Source organism: Botrimarina colliarenosi (assembly GCF_007859955.1).
In the GTDB taxonomy this organism is placed as follows: Bacteria; Planctomycetota; Planctomycetia; order Pirellulales; family Lacipirellulaceae; genus Botrimarina; species Botrimarina colliarenosi.
The window spans coordinates 733,588-753,040 of the sequence record NZ_SJPR01000002.1 but is presented as its reverse complement, the minus strand read 5'-3'; the positions used below and the strand labels follow the sequence as shown (position 1 = coordinate 753,040).

Annotated in this window: 19 protein-coding genes and 1 tRNA gene; 3 read left to right on the top strand and 17 right to left on the bottom strand. The window is 66.0% G+C overall.

Annotated features, from left to right (window positions below):
• Positions 1-8: 8 nt before the first annotated feature.
• The 12 genes from Pla108_RS11000 to Pla108_RS21455 all read right to left on the bottom strand — a co-directional run bounded on the left by Pla108_RS11000 (position 9) and on the right by Pla108_RS21455 (position 10,879).
• The gene (locus tag Pla108_RS11000) at positions 9-188 is read right to left on the bottom strand and encodes a hypothetical protein (RefSeq protein ID WP_146444976.1); all 180 of its coding nucleotides are present in this window, start codon (positions 186-188) and stop codon (positions 9-11) included.
• Between the two features lie 51 nt (positions 189-239).
• The gene (locus Pla108_RS10995) at positions 240-2,051 is read right to left on the bottom strand and encodes a type II secretion system protein GspD (protein ID WP_146444975.1); all 1,812 of its coding nucleotides are present in this window, start codon (positions 2,049-2,051) and stop codon (positions 240-242) included.
• Positions 2,044-2,580, bottom strand: a complete 537-nt coding sequence (locus Pla108_RS10990) for a hypothetical protein (RefSeq protein WP_197526476.1) — start codon at positions 2,578-2,580, stop codon at positions 2,044-2,046. The genes Pla108_RS10995 and Pla108_RS10990 overlap by 8 nt, the downstream gene beginning before the upstream one ends.
• Positions 2,581-2,603: 23 nt before the next feature.
• Positions 2,604-3,080, bottom strand: a complete 477-nt coding sequence (gene pilO / locus Pla108_RS10985) for a type 4a pilus biogenesis protein PilO (RefSeq protein WP_197526475.1) — start codon at positions 3,078-3,080, stop codon at positions 2,604-2,606.
• A gap of 150 nt (positions 3,081-3,230) precedes the next feature.
• Positions 3,231-3,818: a hypothetical protein gene (locus tag Pla108_RS10980; RefSeq protein ID WP_146444972.1), complete on the bottom strand. Its 588-nt coding sequence runs from the start codon at positions 3,816-3,818 to the stop codon at positions 3,231-3,233.
• Entirely contained in the window at positions 3,815-4,789 is a 975-nt protein-coding gene (locus Pla108_RS10975; protein ID WP_146444971.1) for a hypothetical protein, read from the bottom strand. The genes Pla108_RS10980 and Pla108_RS10975 overlap by 4 nt, the downstream gene beginning before the upstream one ends.
• Before the next feature lie 71 nt (positions 4,790-4,860).
• Positions 4,861-5,994, bottom strand: coding sequence for a type II secretion system F family protein (locus Pla108_RS10970; protein WP_146444970.1), 1,134 nt, complete (start codon positions 5,992-5,994; stop codon positions 4,861-4,863).
• A 30-nt stretch (positions 5,995-6,024) separates the two neighbouring features.
• Positions 6,025-7,842, bottom strand: a complete 1,818-nt coding sequence (locus Pla108_RS10965; protein WP_146444969.1) for a GspE/PulE family protein — start codon at positions 7,840-7,842, stop codon at positions 6,025-6,027.
• A complete protein-coding gene (locus tag Pla108_RS10960; protein ID WP_146444968.1) occupies positions 7,839-8,174 on the bottom strand; it encodes an STAS domain-containing protein in 336 nt (111 codons plus the stop codon). The genes Pla108_RS10965 and Pla108_RS10960 overlap by 4 nt, the downstream gene beginning before the upstream one ends.
• An 11-nt stretch (positions 8,175-8,185) precedes the next feature.
• Positions 8,186-9,994 carry a sensor histidine kinase gene (locus tag Pla108_RS10955; RefSeq protein WP_146444967.1) on the bottom strand — a complete coding sequence of 603 codons (1,809 nt, stop codon included), beginning with the start codon at positions 9,992-9,994 and terminating at the stop codon, positions 8,186-8,188.
• Positions 9,995-10,041: 47 nt separating this feature from the next.
• The gene (locus Pla108_RS10950) at positions 10,042-10,428 is read right to left on the bottom strand and encodes a response regulator (RefSeq protein WP_146444966.1); all 387 of its coding nucleotides are present in this window, start codon (positions 10,426-10,428) and stop codon (positions 10,042-10,044) included.
• A 31-nt stretch (positions 10,429-10,459) separates the two neighbouring features.
• Positions 10,460-10,879 carry a type II secretion system protein gene (locus Pla108_RS21455; RefSeq protein ID WP_197526474.1) on the bottom strand — a complete coding sequence of 140 codons (420 nt, stop codon included), beginning with the start codon at positions 10,877-10,879 and terminating at the stop codon, positions 10,460-10,462.
• 293 nt (positions 10,880-11,172) lie between these two features.
• Here Pla108_RS21455 and Pla108_RS10940 point away from each other — a divergent pair, with 293 nt between their 5' ends.
• Positions 11,173-12,786, top strand: a complete 1,614-nt coding sequence (locus tag Pla108_RS10940) for an HD-GYP domain-containing protein (protein WP_146444964.1) — start codon at positions 11,173-11,175, stop codon at positions 12,784-12,786.
• Between the two features lie 196 nt (positions 12,787-12,982).
• Here Pla108_RS10940 and Pla108_RS10935 read toward each other — a convergent pair whose 3' ends face one another.
• Genes Pla108_RS10935 through Pla108_RS10920 form a run of 4 tightly spaced genes read right to left on the bottom strand, consistent with a single transcriptional unit; the run spans position 12,983 to position 16,363 of the window.
• Complete coding sequence (locus Pla108_RS10935) at positions 12,983-14,206, bottom strand: hypothetical protein (protein ID WP_146444963.1); 1,224 nt, start codon at positions 14,204-14,206, stop codon at positions 12,983-12,985.
• Positions 14,203-14,835 carry a type II secretion system protein gene (locus tag Pla108_RS10930; protein WP_146444962.1) on the bottom strand — a complete coding sequence of 211 codons (633 nt, stop codon included), beginning with the start codon at positions 14,833-14,835 and terminating at the stop codon, positions 14,203-14,205. Before Pla108_RS10930 ends, Pla108_RS10935 begins: the two co-directional genes overlap by 4 nt.
• Positions 14,832-15,902, bottom strand: a complete 1,071-nt coding sequence (locus tag Pla108_RS10925) for a prepilin-type N-terminal cleavage/methylation domain-containing protein (protein WP_146444961.1) — start codon at positions 15,900-15,902, stop codon at positions 14,832-14,834. The genes Pla108_RS10930 and Pla108_RS10925 overlap by 4 nt, the downstream gene beginning before the upstream one ends.
• On the bottom strand, positions 15,899-16,363 hold the full coding sequence (locus tag Pla108_RS10920) for a GspH/FimT family pseudopilin (RefSeq protein ID WP_197526473.1): 465 nt from the start codon (positions 16,361-16,363) through the stop codon (positions 15,899-15,901). The genes Pla108_RS10925 and Pla108_RS10920 overlap by 4 nt, the downstream gene beginning before the upstream one ends.
• Positions 16,364-16,569: 206 nt before the next feature.
• Between Pla108_RS10920 and Pla108_RS10915 the strand changes: the two genes are divergently transcribed.
• Positions 16,570-16,642, top strand: a tRNA-Ala gene (locus tag Pla108_RS10915).
• A gap of 62 nt (positions 16,643-16,704) precedes the next feature.
• On the opposite strand, the gene Pla108_RS10910 is transcribed toward Pla108_RS10915, so the two are convergent.
• The gene (locus tag Pla108_RS10910) at positions 16,705-17,808 is read right to left on the bottom strand and encodes a zinc-binding dehydrogenase (protein WP_146444959.1); all 1,104 of its coding nucleotides are present in this window, start codon (positions 17,806-17,808) and stop codon (positions 16,705-16,707) included.
• A gap of 141 nt (positions 17,809-17,949) precedes the next feature.
• Here Pla108_RS10910 and Pla108_RS10905 point away from each other — a divergent pair, with 141 nt between their 5' ends.
• On the top strand, positions 17,950-19,299 hold the full coding sequence (locus Pla108_RS10905) for a DUF5690 family protein (protein WP_146444958.1): 1,350 nt from the start codon (positions 17,950-17,952) through the stop codon (positions 19,297-19,299).
• Positions 19,300-19,453 lie beyond the last annotated feature (154 nt).

Below are 19,453 nucleotides of genomic sequence, written 5' to 3'. Positions count from 1 at the left end.
CGTAGGCCTCAAGCCCCGCTCTTTGGTGTCGTCGCAGGATCGGCGTCCGGGTCCTGGCCGCGTCGGTCGGAACCGGTGCGGCGGTCGGCGCCACTCGTCGCGGGCGCGGCCTCCTTCCGGCGGTCTTCGAGCTCACGCTTCTCTACCAGACTAGTCAGGTCGTCGGGCAACTCAAGTCGGTCGGCCATGGCGATAGTCTCGGGCTAGGACAAACGTCTGCGAAGTAGCGATCCGGCGGTTCAATTGCCGATTTCAGGCTGCCGGAGCCCGTAATCGACCATCTCGGGCTCGACAAACGCCGGCTCGAGATACGAGGGCTCGGTCTGGGCCGACTCGTCAATCATGTGGAGATAGTGCGGGCCCCATTCCGCCTCGGGCGCCTCGCAAACCGTCGCCTCGACGGGCGCCGGACAGAAAGGGTCGGGCCGGTCGAACACGTGCAGCCGCTTCACGTCGCTGTACGGATCAAACAACTTCGCCTCGTAGGGCCGTGGGTTGCGGCACAACGGGCCGGTCACCAACGGCTCGCGGGCGCGCATCAACTCCTCTTGATTCCGACATTCCAACTCAGGCGAAAGCGGCGTCACATACGGCGTCAGAGCGACGATCAGCTCACTCCGCCGTTTCTTGACTTGGCGACTCTGGAAGAGCGGGTTGATATAGGGCAGCGAACCAAGGAACGGGACGCGGCTGATGTTGGTGACATCCGACTCCTGGATCAAACCACCAATGATCATTCCTTGGCCGCTGCTGAGCAGCACGCTGGTGTTCAGATTGGTGGTGTCTTTGTCCGGCGCGTTGGTCACTGGATTGATCGCTCCGGTCGAGACCTCCGGGGCGATATTGAGCAGGATGCGTCCGTCGCGCGTGATCCGCGGCGTGATCTTGAGAATCGTGCCCACTTCCAGAAACTCGGCGCCGCTCGAAGTGGTGCCGTTCACGACCGTGGTCGTTGTCGTATAGCCAATCTGCTGACCCACCTGGATGCTCGACTCTTGCCCGTTGACGGCAAGCAAGCGGGGGTTGGCGAGGCTCTTGGCGTCGGTGGTCGTAATGAGCGCTTCGATCACCGCGTCGAGGTCACCGCCGCTCGACTGGATGAAGAACCCCGGTGACCCACTGTTCCACGCCGAACCTGAGAGAGACGACGACCCCGACAAGCCGCCCGCCGCTCCCGACGCTCCAGCCGCCCCCGGCAGCGCGCCGGCGAGACCTTGGGTGCTGAGTGTCAGTGGAGTTCCGGCAATCCGGCCTAGCGACTCGAAGTTGATGCCGCAGCGTTGCGAGTCATCGAGCGTTACCTGCAGCAGGTTCACTTCAATCAGCACCTGACGTGGCGCTTGGTCCGCTTGCGAAACGTAGAATTCGATGCGCCGGAGGTAGGGATCGAGGTCCTCAACGATCAACATCTCTTTCGTTCGACGGTTGTCGGTCGAGTTGGTCTCGACATAGTAGGACTGCCCCACTGGCGACAGCAGCCCTTCGACGGCTGGCTGAAGGTCCGCCGCCGAGGCGAAGTCGAGCTCGATCACCGCGACGCGGCGCCCTTGCACTTCCGGCGCGAGGTCGCCGCCGTTGGCGACGCTCGAGACGACGATCACGTTGTTGTGCTCGGTCCAGCTGTGCCCGGTCGATCGCAACAACGAATCAAAGACTTCCTGCAGCGGCATCTTCTTGAACTCTGCGGTGACCTGCTGGTCCGCCGGGGCGGCGATGACGAGGTTGAAGCCCTGCGTCTCCGCCAGCGCTGCGAGCACCTGCCGCAGGGTCGCTTCCCGCACCGACAGGGAGATGAGTCCCTCGCTCTCGATCACCTCGACCTGCTGCCCCGACGGCGGCGTAAAGGGCAAGTGAAACGGGCTCTCAACCTCCTCGGCCGGTGGCGTCCCGGCGCCCTCCAGCGTCGGACCCGCCAGCACCCGCTGCATGCCGCTGATGACGTTATCCAGCGACGGCATGGCGGTGGACTGCCCCAGCGCCAGCGGCGCAGCGGCCAGCACGCCCGCCAGGGCGATGCCGAACCACAGACGGCGGGGATGGCGGTCACGCACCACGGGAACCCTCTGTCGATGGGGCCGGGGCGGGGCGGAAGTCGACGCCGGTGGGACCGATGCCGACGACCTCAAAGCCGTCGATCACGTCACCGACGTGCAGCGTGCGGTCGCCGACCTGCGCCGCGTGGCCGCCGCCAGAGACCAGGATCATAGCGACGCCCTGGCGACGCAGGTTCTCGAAGCGGCTCCCCGTGGTGTCGGCAGTCGTCGGCGCGACGGAGCCATCCGGCATTTGCTGCGCCGCCACCGGCGACCAGTCGGGCAGGGCGAACGGGTCGTAGCCAGCCGCCTCCTCGACGCTAAAGCGTGGCGTCTCTCGCTCGTTCGAAGCGGCCAAGGGCGCCGCCGATCCGCCGGGCGCGCCGACGCGAGGGTTCGGCGGCGGGGTCGTCGCACCCGAAGGGACGCGGAGCGCAACCGTGTCGCTGTCCCCGGGAGTTGCGAAGTGGGCCGCTAGCTGCGGGCCCCACACCCAGCCGAGCGCAACGCCGAGCCCGGCCATGAGCACCGCTCGGCCGGGCGTCAAACCAAACTTTCGGAGGCGTTGAATCATCGAGTGGCGACGGCGTTCTCGTCCGCAGCCGTTACCAATCCGTAGTAAAGGGCGTAGGTCATGCTCACGGCGTATTCGGTCCCGTCGAGACCCCGGCGCAGCGTGAGTTGGGTCAGCTCGGCAAGCCTCGGCAGTTTTGCGACGCCATCGATCAACCCGCACACGCCGCGGTAGCTTCCTCGAAGATTGACGGTGACCGTCACCGCCGAATGGGTTGGTGAAACGCTGGTGGCGCCGCGGCGGAAGTCCTCGATCGCAACGTCGCCCTCCCGAGCCAACCGGGTGAGGTCGGAGAGAAAATCGCCTTCGTTCGGGTCGTCGGGGATCCGGTTATTGACCTCCTCGACCCGAGCCAGCAGTCCCTCAAGTTCCCTCTGCATCTCGGCGTGGTCGCGGCGAAGGGCGGGGCCCCCCGCTAGCTTCTCGCGAACCAGGTCCGCCCGGTGGGCGATGTCGTTCCTCCAGCTGATCAACGGTTGGTTCAGGGTGGCGTACGCTACCGACGCTAGGCCCGCTGCGCAGGCGATAGCGACAATGTAGAGAACCCCTAGGGGTAATCTCGGTAGTCCGGTTTGTTTCGGTTGCATAAAAAGGTCTCACGAGGAGAGCTTTGACGACATTCGCTAGAACGAGCCGGCGAGGGTGAACCGTCGCATGCTGGCGCTGCCGCCGGCGAGGGGCTCGGTATTCTCAACTCCCACTTCGGCGAAGAGCCCCGAATCGCGCAGCGCCGTGGCGAAGGCGGCAACCGACAATCCATCGATGCTGGCGCCTTGAAGTCGCACCGAGGTGGTCGCCATCGCCGATTGATTGAGGGAGTCGATCGGGTTCTGGTAGAAGAATTCGTCGAGGTAGACGGCGCCCGAGGACTGCGCCGCCGCCTTGGCTAGCACGCCCAGCACCGCCAGCCCCTGCTCGTCGCGAGCCAGCCGAAGCGTGATCTGTTCCCGTTGTCGGAGCCGATGGAGCTGGGACGACACCGACGCTTTCTCTTGGGCGATGAGCTCGAACGGCGCATTGCGGGCGTTCAGTTCCTGCAGTTCCTGGAGGGCCGCGACGCCACGGAGCCATTCGACCCCCAACAGGGCCGCCGCGCAGCAACTCGACGCGAGCACCGCGCGCATCCAGACTCGGGTGACGCGGCGGGCCGCCTGGGCGCGTTTGGTTGCGAACGGCAGCAGGTTGATGCTGCGGGTTTCGGTGGGACTCATGCCCTGGCCTCCCAAGCGAGGGCCGACAGCATGATCGCCTGAGCAAGCAGGCAGTCGGGCGCGTTGGCGAGTCCGTCGGATCGTTCGAGCCCAGCGGCGCGCCACGGCTCGGACGAGAGCCCCGCCAGCGAACCGAGCACCTCGGCAAGGCCGGGCGCGACGCCCCCGGCGCCGAACACAACAAGCCGTTCCGGCGGACGCGTCTTGAGTTTGCCGCCGAGATGTTCCAGGGTGCGCTGGATCTCTTGGGCCAGCGGGCGGAGCGCGCCCCGCACCGCTTCGTGAACGACGCGCTGCTCACCGGCAGCGAAAGGGGGGCCCGCTGTCCCTTGCCGTCGCAGCAGGCGACCGGCCTCATCGGGCGCCATGCACAACGCGTCGCCCGCCGCGCGGAGCACCTCGTCCATCCCGTCGAAGGCGAGCCGGCGGACGTACCGAGCGGCGCCACCCGCTGCGGCGACAAACGTCGCACTCGTCTCGCCCAGGTCGAGCGCGCCGACCAGCTCTTTGGCGTCGTAGTTTTCGGTCAGCTGCGTCGCGCGGGCGATCGCCAACGGCTGGCCGTCGATCGCCTCGCACAGCCAGCCGGCCTTGGCCATTCCATCGACCGCGGCTTCGACCCGCGCCGCGTCGGTGCTGAGGGTGTAGGCGGACGCCGGCCCAGCCGTCCAGCGAGACGAGCACCGCCCGACGGGATCGGCGGCCTCGGAATCGGTGGGCTCGACCTGGCAGGCGGACATCGAGAACGCGGCGGCGACGCGATCGCCTCGCAGCCGTTCGGCGAGGGAGCGGGCCGCCAGGAACTGCTCGGCGAGGCGGTCGGTCTGGGTGGCGTCGGCGCCCGCCGGCCAATCGCAGACCGCCGCGGCCACGAGTCGCAGTCGACCCCGCTCGCGGGTCAGCTGAGCCACCTTAATGGCGCGCTGCCCGATGTCGACGCCGATCCAGCCTCTCTTGGCATTCCCTATCATCAAGCGCGTCCCCCTCGGGCGCCGCTCTTCGCTTTGTCGTCAACCTTGTTGGGTCCAGCCCCGTTAGGTCGTCAGCCCCGTTGGGCGAGTGTCGCGATGTCGAACACCGGCAGCATCACCGCTAGCACCACGGCGGCGACAACCGCCCCCATCACCATCGTCACAATCGGTTCAATCACTGAGACCAATTGCCGTGCTAGCGCTTGGCCTTCTTCCTCGTAGTGGGCGCCCATCATCTGACTCACTTCGCCCAGTCGCCCCGTCTTCTCGGCGGTGGCGATGAGTTCGCTAGCGGAAGGGGGCAGCGCGACGTTGCCTTCGAGCGCTTCGCTCAAACTACGCCCGTTGCTCACCGCTTCCTCGAGGTCGTCCACCAGCCGGTGGAAGACGGTGTTGGAGATCGCCAGCCGGAGGAGCCGCAGCGCTTCGAGAAGCGGGACGCCGCTGCTGATCAGCAAGCCGAGCAGGCGGCACGCGCGGGCGCCGATCAAGGTCTGCGTCACCTGCCGCAGGGTGGGGACACGCAGTAGCGTGGTGTCAACCAGCTCGCGTCCTTTGGTCGTGGTCCGGGCGGCGACGACGCCAGCGACCGCCGCGCCCAACACCGGCGCCCACAACCACCAACGCGACCGCGCCTCGTCGGCGGCCCCGATCAACAGCCGGGTGATCATCGGCAGCGCCAGTTCGTACTGCTCGAAGATCGTCGCGAAGCGCGGCAGCACGAAGACGACGAGCGTCGAGATCACCAGCATCGAGACCGTCGTCAGCAGCACCGGATAGACCAGCATGCCGCGGATCGTCCGGTAGAGACGCAGGTCGGAGCGTTGCAGCTCGGCAAGCTGGGTCAGGACTTCCTGCATGCGTCCCGACGCCTCGCCCGCCGCGATCGTGGCGACGTAGGCCGGGTCGAACAGGCGCGGGTGATTGCGCATCGACGCCGAGAGGCTCGATCCGCCGAGCACGTCCTCTTGAATCTGCTCCAGCGCCTCCCGCAACGCGGGGCGTTGGCACTGCCGGGTGATCGACTTCAACGCCGACGAGAGCGACACCCCGGCGCCAACCATCATCGCCATCTGCGACGTCAGGTTAACGCGTTCCTGCATCGGCACGCTCTTGCCGCGCGATGCGAAGCCACTCCACTTGACCACGCGGTTGGCGGTGTCGAGCAAGGTCGGGGCGTTCGGATTGGCGGCAAGGGCGTCCATTTCGCAGCGTGAGCGTGAAGGGGGTGATTCTTAGTCGAACAGCGTGACGCGGGCGACTTCTTCGAGGCTCGTGACCTCGCGGGTCGCCAGGTCGAGTCCGCCGTGCAGCAGGGTCGGCAGACCCGAGGTACGGATCCAGTCGCGGAGCGCGTCGCTCGACGCATCGCGGGCCACCATACGCCGCAGCTCGGCGTCGGTCGGCAGCACTTCGTACACGCCGATCCGGCCCCGGTAGCCGGTGTCGTAGCAAGCCCGACAACCTTCACCGCGAGAGAATTTTTGGTTGAAGTCCCCTTCGTAGTGCAGCGTCTGGAGCATCTCGGCCGTCGCGTAGTGCTGCGTCCGGCAGTGGGGGCAAACCATCCGCACCAACCGCTGGGCGACCACGCCGACTAGCGCGGCGGCGAGCTTGTAGGGCTCGATCCCCATGTCGACCATCCGGGTGACGGCGCCGGCGGAGTCGTTGGTGTGCAGCGTGCTCAGCACGAGGTGGCCGGTTAGCGCCGCCTGGACCGCGACCTTGGCGGTCTCTGCGTCGCGGATCTCGCCGATCATGATGACGTCAGGGTCCTGGCGGAGAATCGACCGCAGGGCCGAGGCGAAGGTCAGGTCGCGGATGCCGTCAACCTGGACCTGATTCACCAGCTCCATCTGGTACTCGACGGGGTCTTCGACGGTCACGATGTTGGTGTGGACCGACTTGATCAGCTCGATAGCCGAGTAGAGGGTCGTCGTCTTGCCGCTACCAGTCGGCCCGGTGACGAGGACCAGCCCGTACGGCCGCGCCATCATTTGCTTCAACTCACCGAGTTGAAGCGGCGGGATGCCGAGCTCGTCGAGGTTGAACGTCAAGCGCTGCTTGTCGAGAACGCGGAGCACCACCTTCTCGCCGATCACCGTCGGCAGCGTCGAGACGCGTAGGTCGACCTCCTTGCCGTCGACGATCACTTGGCAACGGCCGTCCTGGGGCTTGCGCTGTTCGGCGATGTCGAGCTTCGCCATCACCTTGATACGCGAGACGACCGCCGGGTAGATGTCGCGCCGCGGGCGGATCATCTCGACCAATTGGCCGTCGATGCGGAAGCGGACGATGCCGTGCTTGCGGCTTGGCTCGATATGGATGTCACTCGCGCTGCGGCGGATCGCCTGCAGGATCAGGTAGTTGACCAGGTTGACGACGGGGCTGCCGCCCACCATGTCCTGGACCGCCGTCAGGTCGACATCGGTGATGTCGGCCTGCAGCTCGACGGCCGACTCGTCCATGTCGGCCGTGACCGAGTCGACCTGGAAGTCGTCTTCGTAGGCGCGGGCGATCATCCGATCGATCGACGCCCGGAAGGCGAAGATCGGCGTCACCCGCAGACCGGTGGTCCGTTCCACCAAGTCGAGACGATCGAGGTCGTTGGGGTCGTCCAAAGCGACTGTCAGCACCCCCCGCACTTTGAACAGAGCGAGCACGCCGTGACGCTCGCAGAAGGCGCGGTCGAGTGTCCGCACCACGGTCGGATCGATCAGACCTTCGCGGAGACGGAGCGCCGGCACGCTGAGCTGCGACTCGATGTGCGGCAGCAGGTCTTCTTCCGTGGCGACGCCCATCTCGAGGAGCGTCTCGCCAAGCTTCAAGCCCCGCTTGGCTTGCAGCTCGAGCGCCTTGGAGAGGTCTTCTGGCGAAACCAGGTTCTCCCCTAGCAGACGCTGCCCCAGCCGCATCGGCGTCTTCGGCGCCGGGGGCGGCGTGGCGCCTTCGGTGTCCGCTTCGACCGCTGCGGCCAGCGCATCGAGCGCGGCGTCGAGCCTAGTCTCGACGGCGTTCTCCTGCCTGGACGTGGTCAGCGGATCGAGAGTCATCGCGAGAAATGCCCTACGGCTTGTTTGACGGCCTCAAACTTCGGGAAGTAGCGGCCCACCCCGGTGGCCGACAGGATGTCGTTGCAGAGCGGGTTCAGTCCTGCCAGGTGCACGGCGCCGCCGACCTTGGTGGCGGCGTCGCGCGTGTCGAGTAACGCCTCGCAGCCGGTGCTGTCGATCAGCGGGACCTCCGCCAGGTCGACCACCCACTGCGGCCGGCCGACACGCGGGCACTCCTCCACCGCCGAAAGGAGGCGTTCGGCCGTCTCTGTTAGCAACGGTCCTTCGATGGCGAAGACCTGGACGGCGCCTTGTGTCGAACACTTGATCATGGGATGCCTCCCTACTGCAGGGGTAAGAGGGCGGTGAAGGTGCAGCCTTCGCCGAGCTTGCTGGCGAGCGTCAATTCGCCCCGGTGCAGCCGGGCGATCTCCCGCGCGAGCGGCAGGCCCAGCCCGGTGCCGACCTGATCCTGGACCGCGGGGTTGGCGCTGCGGAAGAACTTCTCAAAGACCTTCTCGGCCTCGTCCGCGGCGATCCCGACCCCGGTGTCGCGGACTTCAATCTTCAGCTGCTCGTCTTCTCGAACCGCGGTGAGGGTGACGGTTCCCCCCTCGGGGGTGTACTTGGCGGCATTGCCGAGCAGGTTCACGACCATGCCGGACACTTTGTCCTTGTCGAGCCGCGCCTCGCCAAGCTTCTCGGAGAGCTTGACCTCGAACGTCATCCCCCGTTGCTTGATGGTCGGGCGGATCTTGTCGGCCGCCTCGTCGAGCAGGCGACGGACATCGACGGTGGTCCGTTGGATCCCCAGGGAGCCGACCTCGAGGCTGCTGATCGACAACAGGTCATCGACGAAGCGGGCGAGCCGCGTCGCCTCGGCGTTGATCGTGTTGCAGAACTCCTTCTGCTCCTCGATGTCGATCATGTCCCCCATAGCGAGTGTTTCGGCGTACGCCTTGATATTCGCGAGGGGGGTCCGCAACTCGTGGGTGGCGGTGTCGATGAATTGGTCTCGCGAGGCGTCGGTCAGCTTCTGCTGGGTGATGTCGCGGAGCGACCAGACGTGCCCGGTCGAGGCGTCGCCGCCGAGCGGGGCCCGTGCGAGCCGCAGCATCCGGTCGCCCGAGCCGGTCGCGACTTGCAACTCCGAGACGACTTCCGCGTCGCGGGACGAGCCCGCCAGGGGATTCTCTTTTGTCGACGCGAGGCCGGCGAGCAACTCGTCGATGGAGACCCCCTCGATTTCGTCATCGGAGCCTAGCAAAGCCGCGACGGCGCGGTTCGCGAAGTCGATCCGTCCCTCGGCGTCGGTGATGGCGATCCCTTCGCTCAGGCTCTCGATGGCGGCGCGTTGCTTGCCGCCGGCGTTCCCGGCCAACACACGCAGCTTGGCCTGGGTCGCTTCGTCGGATTGGTCGACGAGATTGCTCGGCATCGCCTGGGCGATCCGGTTCCAGCCGATCGCCGCGAGGCTGCTCGGGGCGATCGCCTCGCAGCGGGGCGAGTCGTCGTACGGCTGCCGGGCGATTGCGGAGAGTCCCCGCTCGATGTCCGCCAGCGGCCGAGTCGTGCGCCGCAGCCACCACCCGCCGAGCAGAATGACGCCCAGCGGACCGACGATCGCCAGTGGCGCGTGCTCGGCGAGGTTCTTGACGACCCCCTTCCACCCCGGAACGGCGACCGCCATCACGAGCGAGCCGACGGGCTCGTTGTTGGTGGACAGAGGCGCCCGATAGGCGTTGACTATCAGGCCGTTCTCGTCGCTGTAGCGGACGCCGTCGATGGCGCCCCAGCGGAGTTGGGATCCGATCGGCTCAATCTCGATCGCGCCGAGGAGCGTCGGGTCGCTATGCGCCAGGTAGCGCCCATCGGGCGCCACCACGGCGCACCAAGTGAGCCGTCCTTCTTTGCGGGCGTTCTCGACGAGAGCCTGGGTCTTCTCGCCGCCGGTCGTGACGAGGTCGATCTCGATCGCCGCGGCGAGCCGGCCGACTTGCGACAGGGCGTCGCCCGCCGCTTGCGCCTTCAAGAGCGAATCGACGGCCATGACGGCGCCGGTCGACAGCAATAAGACGGCGCTGAGGCAGAACAGCAGGTAGAGTGCGACGACCCGCCGGGGGAATCCAAGTTGATTCGTCGAAGTAAGCATGGGGCCGCCACGGGGGGTCGCCACCGCGGGGACCGCGGCGTCGTCGATCAGACTAGTTGGCCGATCATTTCTTCCGCCAACGCGCCGAGTTGCGACGGGCTGAAGGGTTTGTGCAGCATCGCCGACACACCGTACTGCTCGCGTAACGTGTCGGCTTCGAGCTCCATCCCCTTGGCCGTTAAGAGTATGACAGGCGTTTTGGCGTTGGTGGTCGATTGCCGGAGCTGTTCGACCAGTTCGACGCCGGTGAGGTGCGGCATCTGTTGGTCGGTCACGACGAGGTCGAACGTTTGTCCCTCGGCGATCCGCCATGCCTCGGCGCCGTCGGGGGCGGCGGTCACTTCGAAGCCGCAGCCCTTCAGCGCAAAGCCAATCACACGGCGGAGCGCGGCGTTGTCTTCGGCGATGAGGACGGTTTTTGGGGCGGTTAGCATGATGGCGTAACGGGTTCTCTGACTAGGCGAGTCAGTAAGTGCTGTAGGCGACGCTCTTGCTGTCGTTGCCTGTCGCGTTGCAGATGAACGTGCCGTCGAGCGTGCTGTACATCCAACCCGTCGCGTTGTCCGCCACGGCGGCAGTTGCGATTATCGTGACGGTGCTGTCCTTCTTCCCGACGGGGCACTTCGGGAAATCGCCCCGCAAGAAATTCGCGAGGCTCGCCTTGAAGGTGGCGTCGTCGGTCGCCGGCGGCAGGGCGCCCGCGTTCTGTGCGGCGTAGAGCTCGATCGCGTCACGCACCACCGAGAGGGTCTGCTTCAGACCGTTCTCGGTCGCCGTGGACGAGGTGCCCAGCAACTTGGGCGCTGCGACGCCGGCCAGGATCCCAAGGATCATGATCACAACGACCAGCTCGACGAGGGTAAATCCGCGGGGTTGCTTATGCATGTTGATCGCTCTGCACATGTGTGTTCTTGCCTGATTTTGAGAGACGCCAGCCGATGGGAAGCCCAGAGGCGGGCGTCGTTCCTGCACCAAAGTTAGGTCGCGACAGGGGCGCGGGCTCCTAAAAATGAAAATACGGTAAACCGCCGCTTTCGGGTCCCAATCCCGCACTCATTACCTGCCGTGGCGCGTGATGTCGGCCAGAGTGAGCTAGTCTGTGGGTAGCTATAGGTCCCAGGCCGCCCTTCCTTGAGGGCGTTGGGTGGGTTTTGCCGTCGACGCCATCCGCTATCGATATGGAACTGAATGACCGCGAACGCCGGCTTTTGCAGGCACTGGCGGACGCCATCGGCAGTCCCGTAGAAGCCTACGGCGCTTCGCACGGCGCGGATTGGCGGTTCGTCGACTCGACCGCCCTGCCGTTACCTACGGATGCGCCGGATGCGCCGGTGGCGCTGCTTGAGCGGGCGGCGCAGGCCGACCGTGTGGTCGTGGAGTCCCGCGACAACGGCGACAGGGCCGCGATGCGGCTCGGCGCCCAGAGCCACTGCTTTGCCGTCGCGCGAGGCGAATCGGGAGCGGGCCCGTGGCTCGAGAAGCTGCTCGAAAACACGGCGGCGTTGCACCGCGCCACGCTGTTAGCGGCCGATCTGACCGAAGAGAACGAATCGTTCGCCTTGCAGCTTTCCTCCGACCTCGAAGAGCTGACGTTCTTGCGGTCGATGGTCGAGCGGCTTTCATCGAATCAAGCGGCCAATAACTTGTCGGGGATGGCGCGGAACACCCTCCCCGTGCTCAACGCCTCGGTCCGGGCCCGTTGCCTCGCCTTCTTGTCGCTCCCCGACGACAACGACCCCTACACCGCGGAGCCGACGGCCGTTGTCGGCAGCGAGCCGCTCGACCACGCGACGCTTGCGACGACGATCCGTCGCTTCGGACCTTCGGCGACGCGGTCGCCGCTGGTCAAAAACTGGGAAGCCAGCGACCTGCCCAATTCGGCCATCCTCTGGGACGACACCAACTACATCCCGGGGGTCCGGTCCCTGGTGGTCGTACCGCTGTCGTCGGGGACACGGATGCTTGGCTGGCTCGTCGCGGTCAACCGCGAGATGTCGACCGGCGTGGGGCACGATTCGTCCTGGCAACTCGTCAGCGACCAGTTCGGCAGCGGCGAGGCGACCCTGATGGCGACCACCGCCTCGATCCTCGCGACCCACGCCGCGAACCTCGATCTGCTCCACGAAAAAGAGCAGATCATGATCGGCATGGTCCGCACGCTGGTCTCGGCGATCGAGTCCAAGGACGCCTACACCTGCGGCCACTCGGAGCGGGTGGCGCTTTACACACGCCGGATCGCCGAGCAGGTCGGATACGACACGCCCGCGGCCGAGAACATCTACCTCGCCGCCTTGCTGCACGACGTGGGCAAGATCGGTGTCGCTGATTCGGTCCTCAAGAAAGAGGGCAAGCTCACTGACGAGGAGTACAAAGAGATCAGCCGGCACCCCGATGAAGGCTGGGCCATCCTCTGCGGCATCCAGCAGCTCAGTACGATCCTGCCGGGCGTCCTGCACCACCACGAGCGGTGGGACGGTCGCGGGTATCCCGACGGACTGGCGGGCGAGGCGATCCCGATCGACGGCCGCGTCATGTCGGTGGCCGACGCCTACGACGCGATGACGTCCGACCGCCCCTACCGCAAGGGAATGCCGTCGGAAAAAGCCGAGTCAATCCTCCGCGAAGGGGCGGGCGTTCAGTGGGACCCGGCCTGTATCGACGCCTTCTTCGCCTGTCTCGACGACCTGCACCGCATCAAGGACGACTACCGCAACCGTGAAAGAAAGTCGCGGGCGCCGCAACGCGATGCCGCCACGAAGTTGCTGCACGAGGTCGCCGGCCTCAGCGAGTGAGACGCGGTGAGGGGCTCGCGGTGCGGGGATCGTCTCTAGTCGGGCGTCCCGACAGGACCGATCGGGGGGTGGTCGCCTAAGCCGACCCCAAGCTTGACAGCGACCCAACTTGACAGCGAGTCGCCGCGCCTTGCCCGTCCTAGGAACCTTGTCCTCCCTAGGAACGGGGGGCTCAGCTCTCAAGGGACGTTCCGCTTCACATCCCCACGTGACGCCAGGTCCCCGGCAGCACCCGCACGCCGTCGCCCGCGGAGAAGCCGGGCGGTGGGTAGTTGAGCGCATACGGGCGGTGCTCAAGGTGCAAGTTCTTGTTGCTATTCACTACGACGTTGCCCGCCACGAGGTTGCCGCGGATCACCGTGTCGTCCGAGATGGTCGCGGTCCCCGAGATGTAGACCAACCCGTCGAGCGTAGCCGGGTACTCGTCCCACACGTCGTTGTCGCTTACCCCGTTGTAGGGTGCGCCCGCCGGGTTGTAGTTAACGGAGCCGGACTCCTTCAGCTGCGAGCTTGAAGGAATTCCCAACCAGGGGAGTCCGTTCGAGTAGAGGTCGATCTGCAGGTCGCCGCGCACCATCAAGCTCGGTTGGTTCGGCGCCTGTGGCTGCATCACCATCACGTTGCTTATCACGGAGTTCCACCCCGGATTAATTAGCACCAGAGTGCCGACGACCCGGCTCGAATAGAGGTCAATCGTCTGTCCTTGGCAGTCGATCCAGTAGATCCCCCAAGGGTTGGTTTCGCCGAAAGGGTTGACGCTCCGGCTCAGCACGCGATACGAGAAATAGCGCTTCCCGTAATAAGTAGGGAGTGAATCGATAGCGATCGGCGTTCCTCGTTGGAGGTAGTAGTCGAAGACATAGTCGCTGGCGGGGTTTTCTCGAACCTGCGCCGCCCCATAGGGCGAGCCGATGTCGTCAGCCGTGATCTCGCCATTGCGCGAGATCGTCGCTGGCGATCCGACTGCCACGTAGTTGGCGGCGTGCATCGCCGACGCCAAGCAACTCAGCCCGTGGCCCGCCGGCTCGACCTCGACCTCGAGGACCGAACGTGTGGAACCCGCGATGCCGACCGCCCGCACCACCGCGTTGTCGCGAGCGTTGTCGGCAAGGGCGCCGTCGTCGACGTCGGTCACGCGCCAAGTGAAACGCAGGTTGCCGGCCGACAGTTCCGCGCTGTCGACGCCGCTCGTGAGCGTCGACCGCCAGTCGGCGTGCGAGTTCAGCCACTGCAACGCGTACTCGATCCCCGAACGAGCTGCGAGCTGCGCCTGCCGGCGGTTCTGCTGGTCGGCGGCGTTGCGGAGCGTCAACCGACCGATGCCGGCGGTCGCCAGGGCGATCGTCGCCACGATCATCGTCGCCCCCATTACCGCGAGGTAAACGGAGCCGCGACGTCGCTGCTTCTTGACGTAACTCATGGTGAGAGGGCCCCATTCAGCAGTTGTTCGCCGTGTCGTTGCTGGTCGCCATCGCCGACGGCGGAATCGATCGACAGCCTCGACACCTGGGGCAAGTCCGATTCCGGCAGCGTACTCCCCGCCCCGTTCCGTGTGCGGACCGTGTCGACAGTAATCACCTTGCCGGCCGGGTTGGTGACCTGGAACCGGACCCGCTTGAGGCCTTCGTCGGCGCCGACATCGTCGATGACGCCGTCGGAGGCCGACGTCTCGGCGAGCGTGACGATCACTTTGGTCGTCCACCCGGTGTAGCCCGCTAGCGGCGTGCCGTCCCGCGCCTTGGGGGGCGATTCGGTCCAGTTGTGATAGTCATCGACGTCGTCGAGCGTGGCCCGGGTGACGCCCGTTTCGCCGGGCTCGGTGCCGAAGACCGCCGCGCCGTTGGGGTCCTCGTACGGCATCGCCAGCACCTCGGCCGCCAGCAGTTCGGCCAGCGCCCACGCCTCGGCCGACGTCGAGGCGGCGAGGTGCGTGCGGGCGGCGCTGCCGACCGTGTTGAGGGCCGCCACCATCAGGACGCCCACCAGCACGGTGGAGATCGCCACCTCGATCAGGGTGGCTCCGCTTCGTTGTGCGTTGAGAAGCGTCATGGCGCCACCGCGGGGCGGGGGGTGATGACGATCGTGGCGACGACGTAGTCGGAATTGTTCTTGTTGTCGAAGGCGGCCGTTCCGACCGCGCCAGGACCAACCGGCACGGCGTACCCGCAAGCCCCGGCGATTTTATTATCGACCGATCGGACCCAAACGTCGGTGTGGCCGGGCAGACCGGTCACATCGACCGTCTTGACGATGTCCTTGTCGAAGGCCCCGACTCTCAGGACCAAAGAATCGCCGGTTGCGGCGGTGACGCTCGGCGTGGTCGGGTGCGACGACTTACCGGTGGAGTAAGCGACTTCCGTCGCGGCGATCGGCTCGGTTCGATGGTGGTTCGAGAGCACGAGGATCCAGCCGATGGCGTCCTTGTTGCTGTTCCAACTCCAGGTAAACGAGCTGGGGTCGCTTGCCATCAAGGTCCGCGTCCAGACGCCGAGCGTCACCTCTCCTGAGTTTTCTCGGAGCAGAACCTGCGTCCATCCCGAGGGGGTGTCGATGTCCCCCGTCGACGTTTCCTCGACACAAAGAACCGCCACCATCAGGTCTCCCGGGACCATGGTCGTGGGTCGAGAGACAGCAATCGACATCGTCGTCGACGCGGCGGGCTGGAGGACACCTCCTAATCGGGGCCAAGTCGTGAGTGTCGAACCGGCCGTTGTATCGACGGTTGACGTCCGGGTCGCCGAATCAAAGGAAAGCGAACGAACGTCTTGAAGGACCGTGATCGGTGACCCGCCGTTGAGTTCGCGCGTCAACAGACTCCCCGGCATCCCGTCCCAGGCGTAGCGCAGGCGATCCGCCACGTTGTCCCCCGTCCGGTCGGGCACGTCGAACTCAATCACACCGGAACTGAGCGTCCGCATCCGCGTCGCGGTGCGGGCGTCGGCCAGCAGTCGTCCGACCGCCGCGTCGGCCCGCGCCCGACGGGCCGATCCGCCGTCGTCGAGGTCCATCCCCCGGGCCGCGATGTAGAGGGCGGATGACAAGCCCGCCATCAGCACCGTCGCCGACGCCATCGCCACCAGCAGTTCGATCAGTGTAAAGCCGCGTCGATTGCTCATAACGCCACCTCAACCAGCCCGACTTCGTTGACCGAGATGACCGCGTCGCCGGCGTTGGAGGTGAGCGTCACCGCACCGGCCGCCGAGGGCTCGCCGCGGAAGTTGAACGAAACATTCGTCCCGACGCCGAACGACGAAGCGGCGATCGCCACCCCATGCCCGTGCGCCGCGAGGTTGACGTTGAGCCGAGCGTCCAACCGGTCGCGGTCGCCGAGGCTGCTCGAGGCGTACGTTTCCGCCGCCGGATCGATCGTCACCGTGACGGTCGTGGCGGTGCTGATCGCGGTCGCCTGGGCGTACCGGAGGTTGGCCGCCAAGCTCCGCGCGGCCGCCTCGAGGTGGGTCGCCGCGAGCGCGTGGCGGTACTGGGGCGCCGCCACCCCCGCCAGCACGCCGAGAATCATCACAACAAGCACTAGTTCGACCAGCGTGAAGCCGGCCGGGCGAGCGGGGCGTCGCATTCGCTTCACGCGGCGTGGCGCGAGCCGTTTGGAGCTGGGAGAACTCATTCTCAAACCTAGCCCGAGAGGGGCGGGGCAGGGGGTCCCGCCCCCTGGGACCCTCGCAGTCACGAGCCACACAACCGTTACGACCGGAACTCCGCCCACCCGCCGGGCGCCGCAACACCTTGGCGAGCCACAAAAATCATCGTAAGATTGGCGGAAATGGGGCTGTAGCTCAGTTGGGAGAGCGTCGCGTTTGCAACGCGAATGTCGCAGGTTCGATCCCTGTCAGCTCCACTCGCTCTAAGCACTCCGGCGTATCGGAGTTGGCGTCTTGTTCCTGGACCGCTTCGCAGCGGCTAGCCGGCGCCCATGGCGACGGCGATCCGCAGCGATTGCTGCTTCTCGGCCGCTGCGAAGGCGGCGTTGACGTCTTCGAGAGGGAAGGTCTCGCCGACGACGCGTCCGCAATCGTATCGGTGGTCCGATTCGGTGAGAAAATCGACCGCCCGCCGGAGATGGTCGAGGGCGTAATTGTGGACCCCGCGGAGCGTGAGTCGGCGACTAACCAGGGCCGAAAGGTCGATCGGTGAAACCGCCCCCGGAAAGACACAGCCGGCTTCGACGAAGACCCCGCCAACTCGCAGGGCGTCGAGGCCGCTCGAGCAGGCGGCGGGCGAACCCGAAAAGCCGAGAACGGCGTCGACGCCGTCCCCGCCGGCCAGTTCCCGCGTCTGAGCCGCGAGCTCGGCGTCGGTTTGCCCATCGATCCGCACGACGTGCGTTGCCCCCAGATCTCGGGCCAATTCGAGTCGACGGGGAGATAAGTCAGTGACAATCACTCGCTTGCAGCCCGCCGTCGCCGCGTAGCCGGCGGCGTAGACGCCCAGGGCCCCGGCGCCCTGGACCAGCACGCTGTCAGCCGACTCGATCCCCGCCGCGTCGCAGACGGCGATCGCTGTGGCGGCCGCGCAGTTGGCGGGCGCAGACGCGAGATCACTCAAGGAATCGGGGACTCTCAGCAGACCGGTCCCCGCGCTCAGGAGGCACTTTTCCGCCAGAGCGCCTCGCAGATGGGGCGGCCGCTCACACGATTCGTGTCCAAACTTGCGGACGCTTCTGCACTTCATCGGCAAACCGTAGCGGACGCAGTAATCACACACGCCGCACGAGCTGTGTAGCGTCCATGTGATGCGATCCCCTACCGACAAGGGTCGGCCTGCTCTGTCGAGAAGTCCGTCGGAGCCGATCTGCTCGACGACCCCAACGGCCTCGTGACCGAGAATAATTGGCGTCGCGGCGTGGCGCCGGCCGCGCCACGTGTGCAAGTCGGAGCCGCAGATCGTGGCGAGCGTGATCCGCGCGAGCACCTCACCGGGCCGCGCCTCAGGTACAGGGAAGTCGCGCAGCGCAAGCGGGCGATTCGGGGCGGTCATCACGGCGGCGCGGGCAGTGGTCGGCATACGGCGAGTATCGCACACACGATCGGACTCTCAGCGCAAACGACTTGACTTACGCCTTCACCATATCTTGATGTCGCCCCGATATCGTCTGCACACGGTAACCCTTCCGGATAGCGCTACTCGTAGGACGCGCTGGCGCCGATGAACGCAGACCTTGCTACGCACGCCGCTCGATCGTCGCGCCGGGGCGACCGACTGACGCGTTGGCTCGCATGCGCCGGGCCGGTGTCGTTCTCCGCCTTCTGTATAGGCGCCGCCTTCACGACGTACTTCTGCATGTACGCGTTCCGCAAGCCTTTCACGGCGGCGGAGTTCAGCGACGTCACCCTGTGGGGAGCGGGCTACAAGTCGGTGCTGATCGCCTCGCAGGTTGCCGGGTACACCCTCTCAAAGTTTATCGGGATCAAAGTCATCGCGGAGATGCCGCCAACGCGGCGCGCCGTCGCGATCCTGTCTTTGATTGGACTGGCCGAGTTGGCGTTGCTCGGCTTCGCCGTTGTGCCCGCGCCGTTCAATTTTCCGCTTCTCTTCGTCAATGGCCTGCCGCTCGGCATGGTGTTTGGATTGGTGCTCTCATTCCTCGAGGGGCGGCGTCTCACCGAAGCGTTGTCGGCGGGCCTCTGCGCTAGCTTCATCGTCGCTTCTGGCGCCGCGAAGTCGGTTGGACGCTGGCTCCTCGTCGGCGTGGGCGTGGGGGAGTACTGGATGCCTTTCACGACGGGCCTGTTGTTCATCATCCCGCTGACCATCGCCGTGTGGCTCTTGAGCCGGATCCCCCCTCCGAATGAGGCCGATGTCGCCCAACGGGTCGAGCGGGTTCCGATGGATCGGGCAAGCCGCCACGCCTTCTTCCGCCGGCACGCTGTCGGACTGACGGGCCTCGTCGCGATCTTCGTGTCGTTGACCATCCTGCGAAGCCTGAGAGACGACTTTGCGGTTGAGATCTGGCGTGACTTGGGCGAAGACGCCGCGCCGGCGGTGTTCGCCCTCTCCGAAACGTGGGTCATGTTCGGAGTGATCCTGATCAATGGCTCGGCCGCTTGGATCAAACCGAATCGCACGGCGTTCGTTTTCTCACTGGTCCTCACGATCGGAGGTTTCGCCCTGGTGCTGACGACCCTTGCGTGGCAAGCGGCGGGGCTGCTGAGCCCTTTTTTCTTCATGGTCATGGTCGGCGTCGGCGCCTACGTGCCGTACGTCGCGTTTCACACCACGGTCTTCGAGCGATTGATCGCGCTCTATGGCGAGCGGGCCAACCTGGGTTACCTGATGTATCTAGCGGACGCCTCGGGCTATCTCGGCTATGTCGCTGTGCTGATCACGAAGCCGTGTCTGGCTAGCCGATCCGGCTTCTTCGATCTGTTCTTCTACCTGGCGGCGGGGATATCGGTCGTAGCGATCGCGCTAGCCGCAGCGCTGTTGGCTCACTACGCGCGCGTGACGCAACAAGAGTTGGCGCCAGACACGCGTGTCGTCGAGGCGACCTGCTAGAGCGAACGTTCGTTCGTTCAGCGGGCCTTGACAGACTCAATACGTAGGTTCGGTTGCGCGATTGGGAGGCGATTCGCGGATTCTTCTCGGTGTATTCGCACGGCCCTAACCTGCCGGAACGGCCGCAGCGATACAACCACCGCACTGTCAGTCG

Coding starts and splice junctions, on each gene's coding strand:
- Pla108_RS11000 (WP_146444976.1), bottom strand. CDS start 188: ATGGCCGACCGACTTGAGTTGCCCGACGACCTGACTAGTCTGGTAGAG.
- Pla108_RS10980 (WP_146444972.1), bottom strand. CDS start 3,818: ATGAGTCCCACCGAAACCCGCAGCATCAACCTGCTGCCGTTCGCAACC.
- Pla108_RS10975 (WP_146444971.1), bottom strand. CDS start 4,789: ATGATAGGGAATGCCAAGAGAGGCTGGATCGGCGTCGACATCGGGCAG.
- Pla108_RS10970 (WP_146444970.1), bottom strand. CDS start 5,994: ATGGACGCCCTTGCCGCCAATCCGAACGCCCCGACCTTGCTCGACACC.
- Pla108_RS10965 (WP_146444969.1), bottom strand. CDS start 7,842: ATGACTCTCGATCCGCTGACCACGTCCAGGCAGGAGAACGCCGTCGAG.
- Pla108_RS10960 (WP_146444968.1), bottom strand. CDS start 8,174: ATGATCAAGTGTTCGACACAAGGCGCCGTCCAGGTCTTCGCCATCGAA.
- Pla108_RS10955 (WP_146444967.1), bottom strand. CDS start 9,994: ATGCTTACTTCGACGAATCAACTTGGATTCCCCCGGCGGGTCGTCGCA.
- Pla108_RS10950 (WP_146444966.1), bottom strand. CDS start 10,428: ATGCTAACCGCCCCAAAAACCGTCCTCATCGCCGAAGACAACGCCGCG.
- Pla108_RS21455 (WP_197526474.1), bottom strand. CDS start 10,879: ATGCATAAGCAACCCCGCGGATTTACCCTCGTCGAGCTGGTCGTTGTG.
- Pla108_RS10940 (WP_146444964.1), top strand. CDS start 11,173: ATGGAACTGAATGACCGCGAACGCCGGCTTTTGCAGGCACTGGCGGAC.
- Pla108_RS10935 (WP_146444963.1), bottom strand. CDS start 14,206: ATGAGTTACGTCAAGAAGCAGCGACGTCGCGGCTCCGTTTACCTCGCG.
- Pla108_RS10930 (WP_146444962.1), bottom strand. CDS start 14,835: ATGACGCTTCTCAACGCACAACGAAGCGGAGCCACCCTGATCGAGGTG.
- Pla108_RS10925 (WP_146444961.1), bottom strand. CDS start 15,902: ATGAGCAATCGACGCGGCTTTACACTGATCGAACTGCTGGTGGCGATG.
- Pla108_RS10920 (WP_197526473.1), bottom strand. CDS start 16,363: ATGCGACGCCCCGCTCGCCCGGCCGGCTTCACGCTGGTCGAACTAGTG.
- Pla108_RS10910 (WP_146444959.1), bottom strand. CDS start 17,808: ATGCCGACCACTGCCCGCGCCGCCGTGATGACCGCCCCGAATCGCCCG.
- Pla108_RS10905 (WP_146444958.1), top strand. CDS start 17,950: ATGAACGCAGACCTTGCTACGCACGCCGCTCGATCGTCGCGCCGGGGC.